Source organism: Gallaecimonas pentaromativorans (assembly GCF_003751625.1).
Classification (GTDB): domain Bacteria; phylum Pseudomonadota; class Gammaproteobacteria; order Enterobacterales; family Gallaecimonadaceae; genus Gallaecimonas; species Gallaecimonas pentaromativorans.
In genome coordinates this window covers 557931-571685 of the sequence record NZ_RJUL01000002.1, presented here as the reverse complement: position 1 = coordinate 571685, position 13755 = coordinate 557931, and the positions used below count along the sequence as shown (strand labels likewise).

The 13755-nt window shown below is 53.5% G+C and carries 12 protein-coding genes; 7 read left to right on the top strand and 5 right to left on the bottom strand.

What is annotated here, in order from left to right; genetic code table 11:
* Positions 1–183: 183 nt before the first annotated feature.
* Genes EDC28_RS05535 through dinG form a run of 5 tightly spaced genes read right to left on the bottom strand, consistent with a single transcriptional unit; the run spans position 184 to position 4973 of the window.
* A complete protein-coding gene (locus tag EDC28_RS05535) occupies positions 184–1083 on the bottom strand; it encodes a histone deacetylase family protein (RefSeq protein WP_123420923.1) in 900 nt (299 codons plus the stop codon).
* On the bottom strand, positions 1083–1625 hold the full coding sequence (locus EDC28_RS05530; RefSeq protein ID WP_050657479.1) for a DUF2057 family protein: 543 nt from the start codon (positions 1623–1625) through the stop codon (positions 1083–1085). Before EDC28_RS05530 ends, EDC28_RS05535 begins: the two co-directional genes overlap by 1 nt.
* Positions 1626–2201: a primosomal replication protein PriC gene (priC, locus tag EDC28_RS05525; protein WP_050657480.1), complete on the bottom strand. Its 576-nt coding sequence runs from the start codon at positions 2199–2201 to the stop codon at positions 1626–1628. It lies immediately after the preceding gene.
* Positions 2189–2968, bottom strand: coding sequence for a TSUP family transporter (locus EDC28_RS05520; protein WP_336391499.1), 780 nt, complete (start codon positions 2966–2968; stop codon positions 2189–2191). Before EDC28_RS05520 ends, priC begins: the two co-directional genes overlap by 13 nt.
* 16 nt (positions 2969–2984) lie before the next feature.
* The gene (gene dinG, locus EDC28_RS05515; protein WP_170164035.1) at positions 2985–4973 is read right to left on the bottom strand and encodes an ATP-dependent DNA helicase DinG; all 1989 of its coding nucleotides are present in this window, start codon (positions 4971–4973) and stop codon (positions 2985–2987) included.
* A 485-nt stretch (positions 4974–5458) separates the two neighbouring features.
* On the opposite strand from dinG, the gene EDC28_RS05510 reads away from it, so the two are divergent.
* The 7 genes from EDC28_RS05510 (at position 5459) to EDC28_RS05480 (ending at position 13682) form a co-directional block, all read left to right on the top strand.
* A complete protein-coding gene (locus EDC28_RS05510; protein ID WP_123420940.1) occupies positions 5459–8299 on the top strand; it encodes a TonB-dependent receptor domain-containing protein in 2841 nt (946 codons plus the stop codon).
* 389 nt (positions 8300–8688) lie between these two features.
* Positions 8689–9471 (top strand): DUF3450 domain-containing protein, encoded by a 783-nt coding sequence (locus EDC28_RS05505; protein WP_123420921.1) that lies wholly within the window; start codon positions 8689–8691, stop codon positions 9469–9471.
* Positions 9468–10826, top strand: coding sequence for a MotA/TolQ/ExbB proton channel family protein (locus EDC28_RS05500; RefSeq protein WP_050657485.1), 1359 nt, complete (start codon positions 9468–9470; stop codon positions 10824–10826). The genes EDC28_RS05505 and EDC28_RS05500 overlap by 4 nt, the downstream gene beginning before the upstream one ends.
* Positions 10826–11353 carry a MotA/TolQ/ExbB proton channel family protein gene (locus EDC28_RS05495; RefSeq protein WP_336391498.1) on the top strand — a complete coding sequence of 176 codons (528 nt, stop codon included), beginning with the start codon at positions 10826–10828 and terminating at the stop codon, positions 11351–11353. The genes EDC28_RS05500 and EDC28_RS05495 overlap by 1 nt, the downstream gene beginning before the upstream one ends.
* A 12-nt stretch (positions 11354–11365) precedes the next feature.
* The gene (locus EDC28_RS05490) at positions 11366–11770 is read left to right on the top strand and encodes an ExbD/TolR family protein (RefSeq protein WP_050657486.1); all 405 of its coding nucleotides are present in this window, start codon (positions 11366–11368) and stop codon (positions 11768–11770) included.
* 2 nt (positions 11771–11772) lie between these two features.
* Positions 11773–12408, top strand: a complete 636-nt coding sequence (locus EDC28_RS05485) for an energy transducer TonB (RefSeq protein WP_050657487.1) — start codon at positions 11773–11775, stop codon at positions 12406–12408.
* A 5-nt stretch (positions 12409–12413) separates the two neighbouring features.
* Positions 12414–13682 carry a tetratricopeptide repeat protein gene (locus EDC28_RS05480; RefSeq protein ID WP_198173971.1) on the top strand — a complete coding sequence of 423 codons (1269 nt, stop codon included), beginning with the start codon at positions 12414–12416 and terminating at the stop codon, positions 13680–13682.
* The last annotated feature ends 73 nt before the right edge of the window (positions 13683–13755 follow it).

The window sequence follows — 13755 nt, the reverse complement described above, 5'->3', positions numbered from 1 at the left end:
CCAGGCGCATATCCCAAGCAATACGCGTGGTTCATTAGCACCCTGGCCCAGTTCAAGCTCCCCGACCGACGACCAGACCGGTCATATCCACGCTGTATCCGGCCAAAACACAGCAAGTACCCAGCGAGAAAGAAAAAATGCCAGTCAGCTTAACTGACTGGCATTAGGCTGATGCCCGCTTTTTCATGGTGCAATATCTGCGGCGGCCTTGAACAGCAGCCGGTGCAGCGCCACCACTTTTTGTAAATCTCTTTGGTAGCCGCCGCCAATCACGGCAGCCACCGGAATTTCGGCAGCCAGACATCGGCTCAGCACCAACCAATCTCGCTGGTAAAGCCCCTGGCTTGAGACATTGAAATACCCCAGCTCGTCGTCGGCATGAATGTCGACTCCGGCGTCGTACAGCACCAAGTCCGGCTGATAGAGGCGCAGCACCAAGGTTAACGCCTCTTCTACGGCCGCCAGATAAGCTTGGTCGGCAATGCCGGCTGGTAGCGCCACATCAAGGTCGGAGTCCGGCTTACGGGCCGGGTAGTTGCGCTCGGCATGCACCGACACGCTGATGCAATCGGGGTGGCCGGCCAGCATGGTGGCGGTGCCATCCCCTTGATGCACATCACAGTCGAACACGAGCACTCGGCGCACCTTGCCTTGCGCCACCAGGGTTTGGGCGGCCATGGCCAGATCGTTGAAGATGCAGTAGCCGCCGCCCTGGGCGTAGTGGGCATGGTGGTAACCGCCGGATAGATGCAGGGCCAGGCCGTGTTGCAGCGCCAGTTCGGCGGTCAACAAAGTGCCGCTGTTGGCAGCCAGGGTACGCTCGATAAGGCGCTCACTCATGGGAAAGCCGATGCGCCTTGCCATCATCGTCGGCAAGCTCTGGCTGAGAAAACCTTCCACATAGGCTGGCTCGTGCCAGCGGCGAGGGTAGTTAGGGTCAGGCTCGGCGCTGAAATAGCGGTGGGGGTGGCCGGCCAGATCCTGGTCAAGCCAGGATCGGAGCGCGGCATACTTGCCGACCGGGAAACGGTGATTGGCCGGCAAGGGAAAGCTGTAACTGGTGTGATAAACCAGTGGCAGCATCAGTGCTGTTTGTCTAACCAGGCTTTGAAACGGGCCCGGGTAGCGGCGTCGGCCTGGCTCCACCAGTACTGGAGCTGCTGCTCTGCCATGTTGGTGCCATCTACGGTTACCGGAGCGGCTGCAGGAGCTGGGGGCGGCGGCGGTGCGTCGGGGCGGGGCGCAACAGCGGCCAAGGTTTTGCCTTTAGCGGTTTCCAGCACGAACTTGGGTGCTTTGGCCCACTTCTCGGCGGCATCGATATCGATAAGCTCGGGGGTGGTGAGCAGGTAGTTGCCGTCTTTTGGGATATCGAGGGTGATCCAGTGCTCGTCTACCGTCACTTTGGTGTGTGACTCAAAGCCGTCGTCGAAGATCCAGGAGTAGCTGACCTTCAGCTGGTGTTGGCCGGGGCTGAGCTCCAGCTTGTCGGTCTTGTTCCACAGGTAGTTTTTGACTTCCTGGTTATCCAACTGGTGGACATAGACCGCGTCCGACAATGTCAGCTCGGCGGCGTGGGCCGAGAGAGTAAAGAGGGACAGGGCCAGCAAAGACTTCAAACGCATTTAGTGCCTCCAGGCGGCCTCAAGGGCCTCCAGACGTTCTTCCAGTTCGGTAATGGCCTGGCGACAGCGTCCCAGGCGTTGGTACTGGCGCAGTATTTCAGCCTGATGTTGCATTGTCATGAAGCTGTCATTTTTTAATTCACGAATTTTCTGGTCCAGGCGCCGCTCGTACTCTTTGTATTCCTTGAGCTTGTCGTAAAGCGGCCGGTAACGCCCCACCACCGCCCTTAAGGCTGGTTGCACGGCAGGGCCGGTATCGTCGGCCAGGCGCTGCTGGTTAATGGCCCGCTTGAGGGCCAGGAATTTATTCTCAAAGGCTTCCAGGCGATGGCTGATGGCCTGAGCGCTGAGCTGGGGTGCGAGGGCGGCTAAATCATCGAGGCTGTCTTTTAGCTCATCGATATAAGGGCCGAAGGCGCGCCCTTTTTGCCGGAACAATCCTTCTGGAAACAAAGCTTTGTTGGGGTTTTTAGCAAGCCGGCCCTTGCGGGCGCGGTCGCTGTCGGCCTGCGCCGCTTGTCTTGCCAACTCGTCAAGGGCGACGTGCAGGCGGTTAACGGCTTCTAGTTGATCCACCAGGCCTCCCAGGCCAGTTTGCTGGCCATGACCAGCACCACGGTAATAAAGATAGGGCGAATAAAGCTGCCGCCAAAGCGTATCGCACAGTGGGCGCCAAGATAAGCCCCCACCATCAGCGCCGAGCCCATGGCCAGCCCCAGGTACCAATGGATATGGCCCAAGAGGGCAAAGGTGGCCAAAGAAGTGAGGTTGGAGATGAAGTTCATGGTGCGGGCTACGCCGCTGGCATGGAGGAGGTCGAGCTTATAAAGGGCCACGGTCGACACCGTCCAAAAGGCGCCGGTGCCGGGGCCGAATACGCCGTCGTAAGCACCCAGCACCGCGCCTTGCAGGCCTTGCTTGGTTTTGAGGCGCTGCCCTTGAGGTAGGTGGCGCCTACCCTCTTCTACCTTGGGCATCAGCAAGGTGTAAAGAGCGGCGCTCAGCACCGCCAGGGGCAGCAGCTTCTCCAGCCATTCGGCTTTTAACCAGTCGACGGTCAAGGTGCCGAACAGGGCGCCGAGCAGGGTGCCAAGGGCGGCGACTTTCCACAGCGCCGGATCAAAGAGGCGCTTTTTAAAAAAGGCCCAGGATGCGGTGCTGGCGCCGAAGGTGGACGAAAGCTTGTTGGTGCCAAGGGCCAGATGCGGCGGCAAGCCTGCCGTGAGCAGGGCTGGCACCGTCAACAAGCCGCCGCCACCGGCGATGGCGTCGATAAAGCCGGCGGCAAAAGCCACCATTGGCAACCACAGCCAAACATCGGGCTGCAATACCAGGTCGGTCACGTCGGGCTCCTTGGGATCAGCGTGTTATTTCGCGGCGAAAAGGGGGCAGGGCATTGAGCAGCTGGGCGCCGTAACGGCGGGTCACTAGGCGCCTGTCCAGAAGCACTATGGTGCCGTGGTCGGTTTCAGAGCGCAGCAGCCGCCCTGCGGCCTGGACCAACCGCCTGGCGACTTGCGGCAGGGCCAGGGACATGAAAGCGTTGCCGCCCTTGGCTTCGATATATTCGGCCTGGGCCTGGCTCACCGGATCGTCAGGCACTGCAAAGGGCAGCTTGGTGATGATGAGGTTGGTCAGCAGCTCACCTTTAAGATCCAGGCCCTCGGCTAGAGCGCCGGTCCCAAACAGGATTGAGCCCTGGCCGTTTTTGACCCTCAGCGCATGGGCGTCGAGCATGGCCTGGCGATTCTCGCGGCCCTGCACCAACGGCGCGATGGGCAGGCGCCCTTCCAGTTTTTTCACCACCGCTTCCATTTGCCAGTAGCTGGCAAAAAGCACCAAAGACGCCTCATTGGCCGGCAGCCATTGGGGGAGGACTTCGGCCAGCTCGTCGGTAAAGGCGCTGTCGGAGGGATCGGTCTTCATGGCAGGGATCACCAGCCGCCCCTGATTGGGGTAGTCAAAAGGCGAGGGCAGCACCTTATATTGGCAGCCTTCCATCTTGCCAAGGCCAAGCTCTCTAGCGGCGTGGCTAAAGCCCTGGTGGCTTTGCAAGGTAGCAGAGACCAGCACCGCACCGGCGCAAGGCTCCCAAAGCTTGTATTTAAGCTCGTTCGCCACCTCAATGGGGGCGGCCGAGAGGATGATGTCTTTGTCGGTGCGCTCAAGCCATTTGGCCCAGGGGATGGTTTGGTCTGCGGCCAGTGCTCCCCAGAGCTTTTGCAGGCGCTCGGCGCCTTCCATGGCGGTCAGCAGCTGCTCTTGCAGTGGCAGCAATTTCGGGGTGCTGTCGCTGTCGATAAGGGCCAATACCTGTTGCAGCTTGCCGTTGAGCTTTTGGGCGGCGGCGTGCTGATCTTCTGCCACATGCTTAAGCCATTTGGGCAACCTCCCTTCGGGAAAGCGGTATTGGGGCTCGTCAAAAAAGCGCTGGCGGCCAAGCCACTGGTAGACGCTTTGCTGGCCGCCAGCCAGTTCCTGGGCGGTGTCTTGCACCACCATCGAAGGGCCTACCAGACTGTCTTTTTTGACAAAGCCCTGCAATTCATCGAGCCAGCCCGGCAGGCGGGTCAGCCAGTCTTTGTCAGCCAGCAGGCGGCTGTGCTGTTCCAAAAAGGAGCGGGCGCTTTCGGCCAGGTGGTGGGCCTCGTCAATGATGTAAAAGGTGTTGTCAGGGTCGGGCAGCAAGGTACCGCCGCCCTGGGCAAGGTCGGTGAGCAGTACATGGTGGTTTACCACCCACAGGTCCACTTGCTCCGGTTTATCCCTGACTTTCCAATAAGGGCAGTCGCGATGGCCAGCGCCGCTACAACTCAAGCGGTCGCTTTCCAGGTTGCGCCATTGCTCCTGGGGGATAACCTTGGGCCAGCTGTCACGGTCGCCGTCCCATTTACCCGTTGCATAGCTATGCAGCAGCTTTTGGTACAAATCGGCGCCATTAAAGAGGTCGGCAGCACTGGAGGCACTTTGCAGTTTATGAAGGCAGCAATAGCGCTGGCGGCCTTTGAGTAACCGCGCTTCTACCTTAAGCCCCGCTTTAACCAACTGGTGGATGTCTTTCTTGATGAGCTGCTCTTGCAGCGCCACCGTCGCCGTTGCTACCACCACTTTGCGCTTATGGTGCCGGGCAACCGGCAAGGCACCTATCAGATAACCCAATGACTTACCGACCCCGGTGCCGGCTTCTGCCATCAGCAGCCGCTGCTGGCGGTGGTACTCACCCCCCAGGGTTTTGGCAACCTCTGCTATCAGCTGCTGCTGGCCTTTACGCGGGCGAAAGCCGGGGCTTTGTTCACCCAAAGTACGATAGAGGCGCTGGATCTCGGTCTTGGTTTTATCGGAAAGCAAAGTGGTTGGTCGGGCTAAGAGAGGTGACAGGATTGTACCTAAAAATTGTGTTTAAACGCATATTGATTGAAAAGTGCTCTTTTGGATGGTGAAAATTTAACAAATGCGATTAGTGCCAAAAGAAATGGTTAAAAAATGGACTGGCTAACTTCGGGAAATAAGCAAGTTGCCTGAGAAATGTACAGTCAATAACGAGGTAGCTTGGAGCTGTTTGGCCAGGATGGTGAAAGGCAGTTTACATCTTTGCTAAAAGAACCTTCATTATTGGTCGGCCTTTGCTTACTAACTCCTTGTATTTTGTAGCTTGTGTTGAGTTTGTTCACGGTTGTCGAGACTTGTCTTGCCAATTGTAATCATGGTGTTGACTGATGTTCTTTTACGTGTTTATAGTTTGGCGACGGTTGGGTTAAACCCAATAACAACAGCTGGTAATCAATACAAAGCTGAAACAATAAGCCATGGAAATGGTCCAGGGAGATAAAAATATGTATCGCAATAACAAGTTGGCGAACTCAGTTCGCTGGGCGCTGGTTGCTGCTAGTGCGGTTTCTGCGCTTTCAGTTGCCCCTGTTTATGCTGCTGATAATGCGGCATCAGATGAGCAGCCCGAGCGTATCGAAGTTACAGGGTCTCGTATTAAACGGACCGATCTGGAAACTCCGGTCCCAGTTACCATCATCTCTCGGCAAGATATCAAGCAATCTGGTGCTATCAACGTTGCTGATATTCTTAAACAGACACCTGTTGCAATTGCTGCTTCTGACCAGTCTAACAGCGTTTTCTCTACCACTACTGTTGGTCTAAACACGACTTCTCTACGTAACCTTGGTCAAGAGCGTACACTTGTTTTGGTGAACGGGCGTCGTTTTGTTTCTGGGGTAGACCCATCAACTGGTTACGCTGTTGACCTTAACGCTATCCCCGCCTCGCTCATTGAACGCATCGAGATTCTCAAGAGCGCCTCTTCTGCTATTTATGGGTCTGATGCTGTCGCAGGTGTTGTTAACATCATCACCCGCAAAGACTTCGAGGGTGTTGAAGTTGATCTGCAGACTGGCATTTCTGACCACAGCGACCGCGAACAGAATTCCATTAACATTACCACCGGCGGTAGCTGGAATGGTGGTAATGCTTGGGTTTCTATTGGCTATGACAAAGACAAAGGTTTGAAGTCATCAGATAGAAGTTTCTCTGCAAGAGACCAGGCAATTTTTCTTGATGATAATGGCAATGAGGTAGTTGGAGACCTGTTCTCCTCTTATCCTCCTCAAGGTCGTATTAGCTACACCGATGCAAACGGTGATAATCAAACTGTTAATGCCGATGGTACAGCGTACTCCGGTGGCTTTAACCGTGCTGCCTATCGTCAGTTGGTTACTCCGCTTGAACGTAAATATGCCGCGGCCGGTATTTATCAAGATGTAAACGACAAAACGCGTGTATGGACCGAGTTGAACTGGAACTCAACTGAAACCGACCATTCCACTATCGAACCTACTCCTCTGGATGTTTTGAATGACGTTTGGCTGCAAGACCGTAATGGTACTGGTGGCATGGACGTAAGTTCTCCGTTGATCCCTGACGCTCTGCGTCAACAGTTGGTTGCTGCTGGGATCACCAATTTGAACCAGACTAATGCCTTCGTTCGCCGTATGGTTGAGTTTGGTCCTCGTTCTACTGACCTTGAACGCAATACTATCCGTGTTGCAACTGGCGTTGATTACAATATCAACGATAACTGGCAGTGGAATAGCTACTTGACATGGGGTAAGACCAAGCAAGAGCAAGAAGATGGCGGCCAGATTAACATCGAGCGTGCGGCTCAAGCGCTTGATGTAATTGATGATGGTAATGGTAATCTGGTCTGCCGTAATGACCTTGCCCGCCTGCAAGGGTGCGTGCCACTCAATATTTTCGGAGAGAATGTTTCACAAGCTGCGGTTGACTACGTCCGGGTACCTGCAAAGGCCACTGGTGCAGCAGAACAATTTGTTGTGTCTACCGGTCTAACTGGTGATCTGCCTTTTGAACTACCTGGTGGTTATGTATCGATGGCTGCTGGTGTTGAACAGCGTCTGGAGAAAGGTAGCTATAATCCCGGCGAGCTGGCTCAAACTGGTGCCTCTTCTACCAACAAAACCGATGCAACCTATGGTTCACTTCACACAACCGATTATTACGTCGAGTTTGTATTGCCGTTGATCGAACGTTTGGAACTGGACTTGGCCGCGCGTTACAGCGACCACAGCATTGTGGGTGGCCAAACCACTTGGAATGCCGGCATTGAGTACTCACCGATTGATGACCTTAAATTCCGGGCGTCAGCTGCACGAGCTATCCGTACTCCCAATATTGCGGATCTCTATGCTGGTCGTGGTGAAACCTTTGCCACTGTATCAGACCCCTGTGATGGTGTAACAGCAACAACTGCTGGCCAGGTTGCAACTAACTGTCGTTCTATTCCTGCTGTAGCTGCGCGAATTGCAGCAAGCGGTTCCTTTGATTTGACTCAAGCAGAACGTCAAGGGACTGGTGGCTATGTTGGTGGTAACCCTGACGTCAAAGAGGAAACGGCGGACACTTGGAGCGGTGGCTTTGTATGGCAGATTATTGACGGTTTGTCACTCACCACGGACTACTACGATATTTCGGTGGACAATGCCATCTCTACCACGTCTCGTAGTGTAGTATTGAGCCGCTGCTTTGACGCTTCGTCTGCTGACTTCTCTGCCGACTGTAATGGCAATGCTATCAGGGATGTGCGGGGTGCTTTGATTGAAGTGAACTCTGGTACTGCCAACGAGAACAAGATCGATACCCGTGGTTTGGATGTTGATCTGACCTATGTGACTGAACTGTGGGGCGGCTCATTCAAAGCCAACTTGATTTGGAACCACTTGTTTGAGTTTAAAGAAACCGGTATTGCCGACGGCTCTTCTATCGATTACGCGGGGCAAGTACTCTACCCTGATAACCGTGCAAACTTGAACTTGTCATATAACTATGACGCCCTGACTGTCGCTTGGCGTATCCGTTATTGGGATAGCGTTGTCGATTCCGTTGACGAAGGTAACCTGAACTATACCGACGGTGCACCGTTGACGACTTACAACAATATCAGCTCTGTTTTCTATCATGACCTCAATGCTAGCTATGCATTCAACAACAATACGACTCTGAACGTTGGTATTAAGAATGCGTTTGACAAAAAACCACCTGTCCTGAACCAGAGTTCAGTCTCAGGAGCTACCGGTATTAATACTGCATCTGAAGCTTATGATGTAACTGGCCGATACTTCTTTGCTGGTGTTACTGTTAAGTTTTAAAAACGTATCTTGATGTGAAAGCCCCCTGCTAGGGGGCTTTTTTGTGGCTGAAACGGCCCTTACATTGGCCTATACCCAAGGGCCTAGTACCGAACCAATTAGTGGACTAGAGGTAGATACTTGTTTTCGGTCTTTAGCAAAGATAGGCCAGGAGTGAAGAAACGAGGAAAAAAGCAGGTAAGCCGATAAAATCGCAGAAGTAAACCGCCTTTATTCTATAAAGTGATCTCCTCTGCAGGCCTTATCTATGCTTTATTGACACCCTGAAACGAATCTGGAATCATCGACAGCTGGTGTATCTCGGGCGTTTTTCTGAGATGCAATCCTTCGAACGCCTACCACTGTTCGGTGAGTAGGGCTCTATAACGATAAGACGTTGGTTGGGAACTATGTCCAGACTAAGCAAGAGAAGCACACTCGCTGCGGCCCTTGCCGGTGCCTTTATGTTTGCCGGTAGCGCCGCTTACGCGGCCGATCCTCTTGTCTCTTCTCAAGACGTTGAGAAAAATATCAATGACGCCGCTGCGGCTTCGCAGGCCAAGATTGACAAGCTTTCGGATCAAACCCGTGACCTGGTTGCGGATTACCGCACCACCGTTGCAGAAACTGACAACCTGAAAATTTATAACGACCACATTGCCAAGCTGATTGACAGCCAGAAGCAAGAAATGGCTCGTTATAACAAGCAGATCACCAACATCACCAAGACCCAACAAGGTGTCGTGCCGCTGATGTACAAAATGATCGACGCTTTGGATCAGTTTGTTAAGCTCGACGTTCCTTTCGAAAAAGAAGAACGCACCCAGCGTGTTCAGCATCTGCGTGACATGATGGAAGATTCTTCTGTTTCTACCTCTGAGAAGTATCGTCAAATCCTCGATGCCTATCAGATCGAAGTTGAAAACGGCTCTAAGAGCTATGCCTGGCAGGGTATTCTGCCCGTCGATGGCAAACAGCTCTCCGTTGACTTCGTGCACGTTGGCCGTGTCGCCTATCTGGCGCTGTCTCTGGACCAGCAAAACGCTTGGTTCTGGAACCGCGAGAAGAAAGATTGGGAAAAACTGGGTGATGAGTACGTAACTTCCGTCCGTGAGGCCGTGAAGCTGGCTCGTAACCAGGCTGCACCTAACCTGATGAAACTGCCAATCGAAGCACCGGAGTCTGCAGAATGAAAACTGTATTGAAGAGCGTAGTGCTGGCTGCTGGTCTGGTTTTGACCGCCCAGCCTGTTCTGGCCGCAGCTCCTCAGGCGAAGACCCTAGAGCAGTTGCTGCAAGATGTTCAGAAAGACCGTCTTTCTGACAACAAAATCAACAAGCAACGCGAACAGGAATTCCTGTCCGCTCGCGCTGACAAGCAAGCTCTGCTGAGCAAAGCCAAGTCTGAACTGGCTGCCGAGCAAGCTCGTGGTAAGCAACTGGAAGCCTCCTTTGCTGACAACGAGAAGCAACTGGCTGCCCTGGAAGAGAAACTGACCCTGGCCGTTGGCAACATGGGTGAGATGTTTGGTGTTGTTCGTCAGGTTGCTGGCGACGCCCAATCCCGCTTCCAGACCTCTATCATTTCCGCCCAGTACCCTGGCCGCGATAAAGAAATGAAAGAACTGGCTCAGTCTAAAGAGCTGCCTGAGCTGCCACAGTTGGAAGACCTGTGGTTTGCTCTGCAAAAAGAAATGACCGCCTCTGGCGAAGTGGTTAAGTTCAAAGCCCCTGTTATCACCGTTGACGGTGAGAAAAAGGAAATGGACGTAACCCGCGTTGGCGCTTTCAACCTGATGAGCAGTGACCAGTACCTGGTTTACAACTCTGAAAGCGGCACCGTTGACGAGCTGTCTCGTCAGCCTGAGTCTTACATGACTGATACCGTTATCAGCTTCGGTAAGAACACCTCCGGCTACTCGCCTCTGTATGTTGACCCTTCCCGTGGCACCATCCTGACCCTGATGACGCAGAAAGTGACTCTGCTTGAGCGTTACAACCAGGGCGGTACCGTTGGTTACATCATCACTGGTGTACTGGCACTGGGTCTGCTGATCGTTCTGGAGCGTCTGATTGTTCTGGGCGGCATGAGCGCGGCTATCAGCCGTCAGCGCAAGTCCGACACCCCCAGCGATAACAACCCTCTGGGCCGTATCCTTAAGGTTTACGAAAACAACCGTAACGTTGACGTAGAAACCCTTGAGCTGAAGCTGGACGAAGCCATCCTGAAGGAAACCCCGCGTATCGAGCGTGGCGTATCCGTCATCAAGGTTCTGGCTGCTGTAGCCCCGCTGCTGGGTCTGCTGGGTACTGTTACCGGTATGATCGACACCTTCCAGTCCATTACCCTGTTCGGTACTGGTGACCCGAAAATCATGGCCGGTGGTATCTCTACCGCGCTGGTAACCACCGTACTGGGTCTGGTTGCTGCTCTGCCGCTGATTTTCCTTCACTCCATCGTGTACTCACGTAGCCAATCCCTGATCCACCTCGTTGAGGAACAGGCTGCTGGCATCATCGCTGAGCACGCGGAGAAGGAGTCTAAGTAATGATGCTCTTCCTGATAGAGCTTTGGGAATCTGTCAGGGATTTTATGAATACCGGGGGTATAGTCCTCTACTGGCTGGCCCTCGTGCTGTTCATCATGTGGGTTCTGATGATCGAGCGCTATCTGTACCTGACCACAGGTTTCCCCAAATTGGTGAAAACTGTGCTGGGTAACTGGGACGCCCGTGAAGACACCACATCCTGGTACGCGCATAGAATCCGTGAGGCATGGATCTCCCAAGCCAATGAAAAGTTGAACGCGCGCATGCAGCTTATCAAGACCATGGTTGCCATGTGTCCCTTGATCGGACTGCTCGGCACTGTAACCGGTATGGTGCATGTGTTCGAAATCATGGCTAACACCGGTACGGGTAACCCCCGTCTGATGGCGTCAGGTATCTCCATGGCCACCATCCCGACGATGGCAGGCATGGTTGCGGCGCTGTCTGGTGTGTTCTTCAGTTCACGCCTGGAAGCCAAGGTTAAAGTTGCAAGCCATCGCCTCGTCGATAGCATGCCGCATCACTAAGAGAGAGTAGCTATGGCACGTAGACGTGTACGGCAAGAGGAAGAAGCCAGCATTGACATGACTCCGATGCTCGACATCGTGTTCATCATGCTGATCTTCTTCATCGTGACCACCTCTTTTGTCAAAGAGTCAGGTATTGATGTAAACCGCCCAACGGCAGCAACTGCTACCAAGAAAAAAGCGGCCAATATCTTTATCGCGATTAAAGAAAACGGCGAAATTTACATGGAAAAACGCCAGGTGGATGTGGAACGTGTTCGCGCCAACGTTGAAAAAATGTTGGCCGAAACTCCTGAAGCATCTGTTGTTATCCAGGCCGACAAGAACTCCAAGCACGGTGTTGTTGTGCAGGTTATGGACCAAGTCAAAGCTGCGGGCGTCGATAAGATCTCCGTTGCCGCCGACCCTGGGAGTTAATTATGGCTAGATCCATAGCAAGCATATTGCTGGGGATTGCGGTCACGTTTCTCCTGATCTGGTTCATGGCCTATCTGATCTCCGGTGGAGCGCAGCGGAACCCAAGTTCTGCTGATGCCCCGACGATCGATATCTCTGTGAACAAGCAGGAGACACCTCCCCAGAATAAACAGCGGGAGCTGCCGAAGAAGCCACCACCGCCTAAGCAGCCGCCTAAGCCGCTGAAGGCTATCCCGGATGAGCCGAGCAAGCCTCAGCAGCAGATGCAGAATCTGAACATGCCGAAGATGGACTTCTCATCGCGCGGTTCAGGCCCTGCAATGGGTGCCCCCACCATTGGTGGCGGTATGGGTGGTGACGGCGATGCAACGCCTATCTTCCGTATGGATCCTAAGTATCCGGTGGAAGCGGCCCGTGATGGCAAAGAAGGTTGGGTAAAACTGAGCTTCACCATTAACGAAGTCGGTGGTGTTGAAGACATCGAAGTTATCGATGCCCAGCCGAAGCGGATCTTTGATCGCGAAGCCAAGCGCGCCCTGGCCAAGTGGAAATACAAGCCGAAGATCATCGACGGCAAGCCTGTTAAGCAACCTGGGTTGACAGTTCAACTGGACTTCAAGCTGGAGGGTAAAAAGTAATGAAGATGAAAAAACTCGCTTCTTCCTTACTGGCAGTGTTGGCCTTGGCCGGCACTGTCACCCTGTCGCAGTCCGCTGTGGCTGAAGACAACGTGGTGCAGGTCAAGCAGGTGCCAAAGCGCAAGACTCAGGCATTGTCTGAGTCTGCTGGCCGTTCAGTGAGCAAGGCGTACGACCTCTTTTCTAAAGAGGACTATGCCGGCGCGCTGAAGATCATGCTGGATATGTCACCTCGTGATGGTTACGACAAGGCTTATGTCGATCGCTTTATCGGTACCATTTATTACTATCAGGAAAAGTACGACCAATCCCTGCAGTACCTAAAGCGTGCTGCTGATTCCAGTCAGCTGAACCAAGTAGAGCAAGAAGGCGTATTGCGCCAGGTCGGCCAGATGCTTCAGCAACAGGAAAAGTGGAAAGAGTCGCTCACTTATCTTGATAAATGGATGGACTATTCCGGTAAGGAAAGTGCTGACGTTTACACCATGATGGCTCAGGCTTATTACCAGCTGAAGCAGCTGGATAAGGTTGTGCCGTTGGCCGATAAAGCCATCAAGCTTTACAAAAAGCCCAACAAAAACCCGTACGTGTTGAAATTGGCTGCATATTTCGATCGCAAGATGTACAAGCCGATGATCCCCGTACTGGAAGAGCTGGTGAAGCTTGAGCCAAAAGAGAAGCAGTGGTGGATGCAGCTTGGTCAGGCCTACATGCTGGTTAACAACACCGATAAGGCGTTGGCGACCTATGCATTGGCTTACAAGCAGGGCTTCCTCACCAAAGAAAACGAAGGCAAAGTACTGGCACAGCTTTATGCGAACCAAGACATTCCTTACAAGTCTGCGGTGATCCAAGAGAAGTTCATGAAAGCGGGCCTTATCCCGCAGGATGAGTCTTCTCTGTCCACGCTGGCCAATACCTGGCATAACGCCAAGGAATTGGACAAGGCTATCGACTATTACGGTAAGGCGGGTGAAGCCGGCGATAACGGTAAAGACTTCCTGAAACAGGGCAACTTGCTGCTGGAGCAGGAAAAGTACAAGGCGGCGATTGTTGCTTTGAACAAGGCCGTTAACGCGAAAACTGGGCTGTCACACTCTGAACCGGGTCGTGCTCATCTTGCGCTGGCTCAGGCATACTTCTTCCAAAAGTCCTATCTTGAGGCGCTTCAGCAAATCAAGTTGGCGAAGAACTATGACGATACCAAGAAGACCGCTACTAGCTGGGAAGGCTACGTGCGGGATGAAGCCGCTCGTAAGAACGTTAAGCTCTGATAAAAAGCCCCTTCGGGGGCTTTTTTAATGTCTGTTTTAAGCCTCTTTGGTCATTTCCCTCTTTACCTGCTTT

Excerpts from the sequence above, each read along its gene's own strand:
- EDC28_RS05480 (WP_198173971.1), top strand. The coding sequence starts at position 12,414 with ATGAAAAAACTCGCTTCTTCCTTACTGGCAGTGTTGGCCTTGGCCGGC.
- EDC28_RS05505 (WP_123420921.1), top strand. The coding sequence starts at position 8,689 with ATGTCCAGACTAAGCAAGAGAAGCACACTCGCTGCGGCCCTTGCCGGT.
- EDC28_RS05495 (WP_336391498.1), top strand. The coding sequence starts at position 10,826 with ATGATGCTCTTCCTGATAGAGCTTTGGGAATCTGTCAGGGATTTTATG.
- EDC28_RS05500 (WP_050657485.1), top strand. The coding sequence starts at position 9,468 with ATGAAAACTGTATTGAAGAGCGTAGTGCTGGCTGCTGGTCTGGTTTTG.
- EDC28_RS05490 (WP_050657486.1), top strand. The coding sequence starts at position 11,366 with ATGGCACGTAGACGTGTACGGCAAGAGGAAGAAGCCAGCATTGACATG.
- EDC28_RS05530 (WP_050657479.1), bottom strand. The coding sequence starts at position 1,625 with ATGCGTTTGAAGTCTTTGCTGGCCCTGTCCCTCTTTACTCTCTCGGCC.
- EDC28_RS05535 (WP_123420923.1), bottom strand. The coding sequence starts at position 1,083 with ATGCTGCCACTGGTTTATCACACCAGTTACAGCTTTCCCTTGCCGGCC.
- EDC28_RS05485 (WP_050657487.1), top strand. The coding sequence starts at position 11,773 with ATGGCTAGATCCATAGCAAGCATATTGCTGGGGATTGCGGTCACGTTT.
- EDC28_RS05510 (WP_123420940.1), top strand. The coding sequence starts at position 5,459 with ATGTATCGCAATAACAAGTTGGCGAACTCAGTTCGCTGGGCGCTGGTT.